The sequence below is a fragment of the Nitrincola sp. A-D6 genome (assembly GCF_000764495.1).
Lineage (GTDB): Bacteria > Pseudomonadota > Gammaproteobacteria > Pseudomonadales > Balneatricaceae > Nitrincola.
Genome location: NZ_JRLB01000054.1, coordinates 99181 through 108329 on the forward strand (window position 1 = coordinate 99181; position 9149 = coordinate 108329).

A 9149-nucleotide genomic window follows, 5' to 3' on the forward strand; every position below is an offset into this window, starting at 1 on the left:
ATGGCAGGTGTTTATCAGTCTGACGCCACGCTATAACAATGGACGCAGCGCAGATGACATTATTCAGGAGTTACGTGAGCAGTTACCTGTCCACGCCCCGGCACCCGCACGCATCAACCTGTTGAAACTATCAGGTGGTCCACCCAGCTCCATGCCGATAAGCATTAAAGTGCGTGGCGATGATTACACCCTGATTCAGCGTGCTGTGGATGACCTGACGGCTATCCTTCAACGTATCGCTGGAGTGACTGATATCAGTAGTGATGCATCACCTGGCATGCAGCAACTGATCACACAACTGAATTTACCCGCGATCCGTCGAGCCGGGCTGGACCCGGCAAGTGTCACCCGAACCTTGCGACTGATGACCGATGGTGAAATTGTTGCACAAATGACGGATCGGGGTGAGCAGTTAGATCTGCGGGTGCGAAGCATGAGTAACACTACCGAGGACGTTTACCAATGGCTGGATACGCTGATTGCCACGCCCAATGGCCAACTCATCCCGCTGAGTGAACTGGTTAACACGCAGGTCAAAACCGGGTTTGAAAGTTTACGCCACTATAATTTCAGTCGTTCAATTACGCTGGAAGCCAACCTCGACCGTGCCCAGATCGATACCCTCGAGGCCAATCAGCGTATCCAGGATGCTTGGCAGGAGCTTGCCTCGGAGCACCCAGGCATCAGCCTGGACTTCTCTGGTGAACTGGATGATATTCAGGAATCATTGAGCGCATTAACCATGCTATTTGTGCTCGGTGTGGGTTTAATGTACCTGATCCTGGGTGCGCAGTTCCGCAGCTATTTCCAGCCACTCACTATCCTCCTGACCATTCCTATGGCGTTTACTGGCGTGGCCTATGGTCTATGGCTGAGCAATAACCCGCTTAGCCTGTATACCCTCTATGGATTAGTGGCGCTGTCAGGGATTGCAGTCAATTCAGCCATAGTGCTGATGGCCGCGGCTAACAGCCGACTTCACAATGGCATGAGTGTACAGCATGCTATTGTCTATGCCGCACGACGCCGACTGGTGCCCATTATTATTACAGCTGCCACTACAATGGCAGGCCTGATGGGGCTGGCATTGGGACTGGGGGGCAAGTCATTAATCTTCGGGCCTGTCGCAACTGCTATCGTTTGGGGTATCTGTGTCTCTACCCTGTTAACGCTGTTTACGATTCCGTTGATTTATAAACTAACCACCCGTCGGGTGGTTAGATAGAAAATCGCTTGACCAGATCACCCAGTGTACTGGCCGTGCGATTCAGATTTTCACTGGCACTGACATTATCCAGTACCGCTTCACTGGCCTGTTCAGATTGACGGCGCACACTTTCCACGCCGGCCTCAATACTGTCCAGCTGCTGCAGTTGCTGACGGGTATGCTCACCAATTTCCAAATTCAGGCGGCTTATAGTAGCAACCTGATCAATAACTGATTCCAGCGACAAAGCAACAGATTCTGTGGCCTGGGTATTACGAGCCACCTGCGCCAGACCTTCAGTCATGGACTCGACACCCTGGTCTGATCCTGCCTGTATCTGTTCGATCAGATCACGTATTTCTATTGTCGCTTCACTGGTCCGCTGGGCTAATTGTCTGACTTCATCGGCCACTACGGCAAATCCTCGACCATGCTCACCGGCTCGTGCAGCTTCTATCGCTGCATTTAGCGCTAACAGATTGGTCTGGCCAGATACATTTTGAATCACACTGATAACCTGGCCAATATTATCACTTTGCAGTTTCAGGGACTGAATCACCTCATTGGAGCGGCTTACTGTATTTGCCAGACTGGCCATCTCACGCTTGGCATTTTCTATATCCTGCTGGCTCTGCTTGATCACTTCATCGGCTTCACGTGCTCGTTCACCTGCTTCGGAACCACTGTTCGCGACCTGCCGCACCATATCAGCCAATGCATCAGTTGAATCAACAATCGCCTGCTCTCCCTGTTTTTGTTGTTCCAGCGCATCACGAGTTTTGGTTGATGTATTGGCCATCAACCTGGCACTTTCACTGATATTCTTACCTGATTGCGTCATATCCAATACATTCTGGCGCAGCCCTTCAATCATTTCATTCACCGAGCCGATAACCGCTTTCAGCTCACCGATAGCGCCTTCATCAGTAACCCGTGTACGTAAATCATTGTCGGTGACACGTCGCACACCACTGACAAAGTTAGCCAGAGGTTTCACTATCAGGCGTTGCAGGTAAAAGGCTACGACAGCACTAATAGCGAAGGCTATGAGAATAAATACTAATAAGACAATCGGTATGGTTTGTGCATTTTTCTGCGCCTGAAGCGCCCTGTTACCCGCTTCATCCATGCGTTCAACCTGATCCGAGGCAACGGCACGCTGTACAGCATTCAGTGACGTTTCTATCTGGCGCTCAACCTCAGGGATACTTTGTAAAGACAGGGTGAGCTGCTCGACCGAGGATGTCAGATCACTGATAACAGAGCGAGTGCCCTCATTGGACTGGTTAATGAGTCTGAGTGCATTATCCAATACCTCTGCTGAAGTCTTGCTGGCGGCAATCTGATCGGCTGTTGCGGCCTGGGTCTGCTGCGCAAGCGTATTGGCTTCTGCCGCTGTACGGTTGGCCAATTCCAGGCTGCCGGCCTGGATCTGAATAGAAAGCTCAATCATCTTTTCGACAGCTGTTACGATTTCTCGCCCAAGAACTCTTCGTTCCAGCGACATATCCATTTGCGCATACTGGCGTGTTTGTCCACGCAAAGGACGCAGGTCACGACGCAAATCTACCAGTAATGAGCGGGTATTATCACTTTGATCAACGTTAAACATGGCGCTGGTCATTGCCGAAGTACCACGATAAACCAGTTGTAGATTCGCCTCCATTGAGGCCAGCGCATCGGACTCACCCTGACTCAACTTATAAAAGTCGATGAGTGCCTGCAATGAATGCTGGTTGATCTGCTGAGCGGATGTGATCATGGAGTGAAGCGGGCCGGAAACCAGTTCCAGGTTAGTGGCTATATGACGGGTCACTTCACTGATGTCGTTCATACTCTCATTTTGCCGCGCCGATACCTCTCTGAGCTGTGTCAGACCGGCATCAATTTCACCACTGGCGGCTTCTGTTTCATCCAGACGTAGCTGTAATGCCTGAAGAGTAGACAGTGAGTCCTGCGCCTTCGAAAGCTGCTGCACTTGCCCTTCCATCTGCGTCAGTGCATCCACAGACTGCACCAGGCTGTCAGCCACACTGGCTGTTTCGGATTGCAAAAAAGTTAAATCATCACTCAGTTGATTGGCGCTAAAAATGGCAAAGCACCAATTAACAGCAAAATAGCTAACATCAAGCCAAACATGGCATTTATGATGAAACGAACTGTCAAAATTCCCATCATTTCCAGATACTCTTAGACCAAAGTTTATGCAAATATAACAGATTGATCGCAAAAGGCTTACCCTTGAGAACTTTTTTTAAATGAATAAACGCCATGACATCACAACTTGCTTTCATCTATGTGACAATGAAGCAGATGACCCCCTTAACATCAGGTTAGCTAAATGAACGCTGAGTACATGTCTAACAAGCCTTTACCTACCCTCTGGTTGCTGGGAAAAACGGGTGCCGGGAAGTCATCCCTGGTTCGCTTTCTAACTGGCTACCCGGCGGTAACTCTGGGTACAGGCTTCCGTCCCTGCACGCAAACTTCTGATGCATATGACTTCCCCGCTGAGGCGGCGTTGGTACGATTTTTAGATACACGGGGTCTCGGGGAAGCCAATTACGATCCAACAGAAGATATCCAGGCCTGCATGTCGCAGAGCCATGCCTTGCTGGTCTGTATGCGTGTGGATGACCCTGAACAGCATGATCTTGAACAAGCGCTTAGAAAAATAAAAAAATCCAACAAGATCAAATCAGTCATACTGATACATACAGCCTTGGATCAGATTGCTGATCAGCGTGATCGTCAAACAGCGCAAGCATTTAATCAGCAACAGCTCGAAAAAGCCTGGGGTGGCTCTTTGCCAACAGTGGCCATGGAACTGGCTGATCCACACAATCCAACAGGGGGTGAAGCGCTGTTGCACTGCCTGTTAGAGCACTTACCCGTGATAGCCCGCTGCAGCCAGCGAGCCCAACTCGTTGCTGCAGAACAGCAGGTATTTCAGCAACATAAACGTAAGCTACGCCATTTTGCCTCGGCGGCAGCGGCCACGGATACACTCCCTATTGTCGGCCTGGTGTCTGTGCCAGCCTTGCAGGCTGCCCTGTTAAGTACGCTGGCTAAAGGCTATGGGATTCACTGGGACCGGCGGGCTATTTCCACCTTTATAGCCACACTGGCACAGGATTTGGCATACAGTACGCCTCACATTTAGGTCTTCGCCAGCTGGTTAAACTGATTCCGGTATATGGGCAGACAGTGGGTAGCCTGGGAGCTGCCGCGATGAGCTTCGCCACCACCTATGCTATAGGTCGAATCGCTTGTAAATACTTATACTACCAGAGCCAGGGAGAATCACTGCCTGACGCAGAGATACAACAACTCTACCGCCAGGCTTTTGAGTCTATCCGGGAGGTTGCCGGACGTGAAACGACTACTAAATAGTGTTCGCATCAGCCACAAACTGTTTACCAACATGATTCCACTGCTGTTGATACTGATTGCCTTCCCGCTACTGTTGTTAGCTGGTTTTGGTCTGATCGCTATCTACCAGTTTGGTTATCTGTTGCATTTTGTCGTACTCCTGTCACTGCTGAGTTTGGTGTTTGCACTGGTAGTCCGGGTTGGTCGCAAGTCTGTATCTCAGCAGAGTGCCGATAGTCTGGCAGCCGATGAAGCACTGGTGGTCGCGAATACTGAGTGGAGTGATTTTGATCTTCAGATTTGGCAACAGCTAAATGCGCAAATGGACAGCCTGCTGGATGAAAATGATCAGTGGGAGGTGTTACGTGAACATGGTCTGGCACTGATCAGCGCTACAGCCAGTGCCTACCGAGCTGGCAAAGCAGGTGGCGAACTCGCCTTCACCCTGCCGGAACTGTTGAGCATGACGGAAGAGATCAGTCGGCGGTACCACTTGATTGTGATGGAACACCTGCCCTTTGCCGAGCAGCTTAAGCTCTCAACTATCCAGCGTCTTTACAGCCACCGGGACAAAGCGGACAAAGTACAAAAAATCTGGGCGGTATACCGTGCGTATCGGTTATTTACACCCACCGGGCTGATTTCAGAAGCCCGCTCTCAACTGGCCGGTTATCTGCTGGATGATGTGAAAGCCGAGGTGGGTTACAAACTTAAAAAAGCCTTTTTGCAGGAAGTTGTCAGCGTGGCTATTGATCTCTATTCAGGTCGATACCGGGTGAAGGGACCCTTGAATTCAAGCGTAGCCCAGACGACTGATACGCAACGCATGGCCAGCCAGCCCGACCCGTTAAGGGTCTGCCTGATTGGTCAACTTAAATCAGGAAAATCCACTATAATTAATGCTTTATCACAACAGTCTAATGCTGAAGTTGACCATCTGCCTGCCACCAACAGTGTGCAGGTGCATCAACTCAAAGCCGAGGGTGTACCACTGCTTCACCTGGTTGACTTACCGGGACTGGATGGCACACCAAAAACGGAGAAGCTTCTCCTGGAGCAAGCCAGTCAGGCTGACCTGATTCTTTGGGTATTAAAAGCCAATCAACCGCCCGGGCACTGGATGTTAACTTCAAAGCCCGATGGGACGATTTTTATCTACAACCGGATAACCTGTCGCGTAAACGCCCCCCCGTCATTGCGTTGCTCAGCCAGGTTGACCGGCTACCACCTTTGTCAGAATGGATGCCTCCCTATGATCTGGATGATTGCAGCACGGCCAAGGCTGCGAAAATTCGTGATGCCCTGGCGTTCAATCAATCACTGCTACACCCTGACCAGCTACTCCCCCTGAGCCTGGCTGAGGATAAACCCCACTTCAATCTGGCAAAGCTGCAGCAACTGCTTGATCAACACTATGACCAGGCACTGCAAACACAGCTTAACCGTCGGCGCTTGGAAATGGGGATGAACTTCTCATCAACTGAACAGTTTCGCCGTGTATACCACCTGGGTAAATCGCTATTCAGGGCCGTCAAGGGTTCAGAAGGAACCGAACACAGATCCAAGAATAACCAGTAATACCAATGAAATAATGGGGAATAATACTGCCACCATAAAAATATCCTTGTAGGCGTCCCGGTGCGACAACCCACAAATAGCCAGGAGTGTAACGACCGCACCATTATGTGGAAGGCTATCCAGTCCACCGGTTGCCACAGTTGTCACACGATGCAGCAGATCCGGTGTCATGCCTACCGCTGATGCCATCTGCAAGTATTCAGCGCCCAGGGTTTCCAGGGCAATACTCATCCCACCAGAAGCTGAACCTGTCACACCCGCCAACACATTCACCGACAGGGCCAAAGAGACCAGAGGATTCCCTCCTCCCAGGCTATCGACAAAACCCTTAATCAGTTCAAACGCTGGTAGCGCCGCAATCACCGCACCAAAACCCACCAGACTGGCGGTATTGAAAATAGGCAAAACAGAGGCGTTGGCACCATCATCCAAGGTGCGCTTCTTGTCAGCCAAACGCTTCCAGCACAGGGTGATTAACAGCAAACAGGCCAGTGTCAGTGAGCAGATAATGGACCAGACACCCTGTACCGAAGACAGTGAGGTAGCGCCATATTGAGGTTCGGCGAGATAAGCGGTATCCATTGATGGAATGATGATTGTGCTAAACAAATAGTTAAGCACAATAACGACTACAACCGGCAGTATGGCCAGCATAAACGGCGGGAGCCGGTCAGCCTTAGCTTCCGGCTCAATGAGCAGAACATCAAAACCTTCACCGGCACTGCGCTCACGCTGCTCTTTATCAAATGCAACCGTATTGTCCTGGTGTGCTCCATAGCCCTCACCTGCCCGCCTGGCTTTGCCTGCCTGGCGTTCCAGCCAGAACTGACCCAAACCAAACATCACTGCGGCAGTGATAATACCTAATATAGGCGCCGCAAAGGGTGTAGTGCCGAAATATGGCATGGGAATAGCATTCTGGATGGCCGGAGTACCCGGTAAAGCGGTCATCGTGAAGGTAAAGGCACCCAAAGCAATGGTTGCCGGTATCAAGCGTTTGGGAATATCCGCCTTTCGAAACAGTGCGGCCGCTATAGGGTAAACAGCAAAAGCTACCACAAATAACGACACCCCACCGTAGGTAAGCACCGCACAGGCCAGCACGACCGCCAGCATAGCGCGTTGCTCACCCAATTGTCCGACTATGCCCTGTGCTATGGATTCGGCCGCACCGGCATCATCCATCAGCTTGCCAAAAATAGCGCCAAGCAGGAACAGTGGGAAATACTGCACGATAAAATTACCGGCAGAGGACATAAACAGCTGTGTATAGGTTGCCAGCAGCGGTGTTCCGACGGCAAACAGGGTGGCAATCAATGCCATCACAGGGCCCAGCAGCAAGACACTGACTCCGCGATAAGCCAGCCATATCAATAACAGCAGCGAAATCAAAACACCCGTCAACCCCAGCATGACTAACCTCCTTTTTTACAATCGGGATCGCGAACACTTTCTTTAAGCAGCCACTGTGGATCAAAGGTGGCACGCTCACCCAAATCTTTCCAGTGCTCCTTCAGCCAGACATCTGCGCGGTTGCGCCCCATATCGCGTAAGTAACACAGATATTCCCACTCCGCATTCAATTTACTCGAGGCTTTTAAACTCTGAAGATCTTCATCCCCATGGATGCGGTGCAAACGCATCTCGCGATAACGTTCTTTTTCCAGACCTTCCGCTTCAATAAGATCACGCAATAGCGTTACGCTACGTAACTCCTTGATCAAGCATGAGTTGAATGTAATTTCATTGATGCGATCAATAATTTCACGTGCCGTTTTCGGCACATCCGGACGCTCAAACGGATTGATTTGAACCAGCACCATGTCTCTGGCATCGCACTCATCCACCAGAGGAAAAAGGGCCGGGTTACCGCTGTAGCCACCATCCCAATAAAACTCACCATCCACCTCAACAGCCTGAAACATAAAGGGCAAAGCCGCTGATGCCATGAGTGCATCAGCAGAGAGGTTGGGTTGAGTGAAAATTTTGGGCCGGCCATTGCGAACCTGGGTTGCAGTGACAAACACCTTCACCGCTTTGCATCGGTTCACGGCTTCAAAATCAACCAGGTCAACAATCAGATCGCGTAGTGGGTTGAGGTTGAGCGGATTGAACTCGTAGGGTGAGAAAACACGGCTTAGATGGTCGAACAGCAGGTAATTGGGTGAGCTTTCCATACCCCAGTCGCCGGTAATTTTTGCCCAAAGATTACGTTGAATCGGGCTGGATTTTCCGGCGTCACTCACTGATTTCCAGAAGGTTTGCAACGCATCACGCGCTCCTTGTCGAGACCCGGACTCCAATCCATTTGCCAGTACTACCGCATTCATTGCCCCGGCGCTGGTACCACTCACCCCTTCAATCTTCAGATTACTTTCTTCAAGCAAGCGATCCAATACACCCCAGGTCAGAGCACCATGTGAACCTCCTCCCTGAAGTGCCAACTCAATGGTTTTAACAGTCATTTGTTAAGCTCCCTATTAAATTACTGCGCTGCAGCATTACAATACACCAAACTAGAGTAGTATTAACTCGATTACAAGGCTGTGCCTCATGCAACATAGTGCATTAAAATCAGATTTCCTGCTGGTGTTGGTTACACTGCTGGCTGCCACCAGCTGGGTCTTTTCACGCGAGGCCCTGACCGGAATAGCCCCTCTACAGTTTATTGGTGGGCGCTTTCTGTGTGCCGGTTTGATACTGGGTGCCTTTGGTTACAGTGCTCTGAAACAACTAGCGGGTGAGTCCTGGCTACGCGCACTGATGACCGGCGTTGTTATGGGAGTGGCGATGTGTTTCTGGATTATGGGACTCTACCATTCAGATAACATGGGCATTGGCGCCTTTATCACCAGCCTGAGCGTGGTGTTTGTACCCATTGTCGGGCGATTGTTTTTTGCTACACGTACGGCCCTGAGTACCTGGGTGGCTATGGCGATTGCCTTAGTCGGCCTTGCCTGTCTTCGCCTTGAAGGCGGATTTGCTTGTCAGC

General features: G+C 50.7%; 8 protein-coding genes. 5 read left to right on the top strand and 3 right to left on the bottom strand.

Annotation, left to right across the window (positions count from 1 at the left end; all coding sequences use genetic code 11):
- The first annotated feature begins 7 nt into the window (after positions 1–7).
- A complete protein-coding gene (locus LH51_RS23565; RefSeq protein WP_200881959.1) occupies positions 8–1225 on the top strand; it encodes an efflux RND transporter permease subunit in 1218 nt (405 codons plus the stop codon).
- On the opposite strand, the gene LH51_RS10105 is transcribed toward LH51_RS23565, so the two are convergent.
- Entirely contained in the window at positions 1218–3260 is a 2043-nt protein-coding gene (locus LH51_RS10105) for a methyl-accepting chemotaxis protein (RefSeq protein WP_144244240.1), read from the bottom strand. The two genes, LH51_RS23565 and LH51_RS10105, sit on opposite strands and share 8 nt — an antisense overlap.
- A 288-nt stretch (positions 3261–3548) precedes the next feature.
- On the opposite strand from LH51_RS10105, the gene LH51_RS10110 reads away from it, so the two are divergent.
- From LH51_RS10110 to LH51_RS10115, 3 genes are all read left to right on the top strand, one after another.
- Complete coding sequence (locus tag LH51_RS10110) at positions 3549–4370, top strand: GTPase (RefSeq protein ID WP_052063642.1); 822 nt, start codon at positions 3549–3551, stop codon at positions 4368–4370.
- Between the two features lie 68 nt (positions 4371–4438).
- Positions 4439–4600, top strand: a complete 162-nt coding sequence (locus tag LH51_RS20835) for a hypothetical protein (RefSeq protein WP_160173717.1) — start codon at positions 4439–4441, stop codon at positions 4598–4600.
- Positions 4581–5930 carry a GTPase gene (locus LH51_RS10115; protein WP_052063643.1) on the top strand — a complete coding sequence of 450 codons (1350 nt, stop codon included), beginning with the start codon at positions 4581–4583 and terminating at the stop codon, positions 5928–5930. Before LH51_RS20835 ends, LH51_RS10115 begins: the two co-directional genes overlap by 20 nt.
- 188 nt (positions 5931–6118) lie before the next feature.
- Here LH51_RS10115 and LH51_RS10120 read toward each other — a convergent pair whose 3' ends face one another.
- The gene (locus LH51_RS10120) at positions 6119–7570 is read right to left on the bottom strand and encodes a GntP family permease (RefSeq protein WP_036522015.1); all 1452 of its coding nucleotides are present in this window, start codon (positions 7568–7570) and stop codon (positions 6119–6121) included.
- A gap of 2 nt (positions 7571–7572) precedes the next feature.
- Positions 7573–8622 carry a patatin-like phospholipase family protein gene (locus LH51_RS10125; RefSeq protein ID WP_036522016.1) on the bottom strand — a complete coding sequence of 350 codons (1050 nt, stop codon included), beginning with the start codon at positions 8620–8622 and terminating at the stop codon, positions 7573–7575.
- Positions 8623–8710: 88 nt separating this feature from the next.
- Here LH51_RS10125 and LH51_RS10130 point away from each other — a divergent pair.
- Positions 8711–9149 (top strand): EamA family transporter (locus LH51_RS10130; RefSeq protein ID WP_036522019.1); only part of this gene is annotated, 439 nt, incomplete at its 3' end.

Coding starts and splice junctions, on each gene's coding strand:
- LH51_RS20835 (WP_160173717.1), top strand. CDS start 4,439: ATGAGCTTCGCCACCACCTATGCTATAGGTCGAATCGCTTGTAAATAC.
- LH51_RS10120 (WP_036522015.1), bottom strand. CDS start 7,570: ATGCTGGGGTTGACGGGTGTTTTGATTTCGCTGCTGTTATTGATATGG.
- LH51_RS10110 (WP_052063642.1), top strand. CDS start 3,549: ATGAACGCTGAGTACATGTCTAACAAGCCTTTACCTACCCTCTGGTTG.
- LH51_RS10125 (WP_036522016.1), bottom strand. CDS start 8,622: ATGACTGTTAAAACCATTGAGTTGGCACTTCAGGGAGGAGGTTCACAT.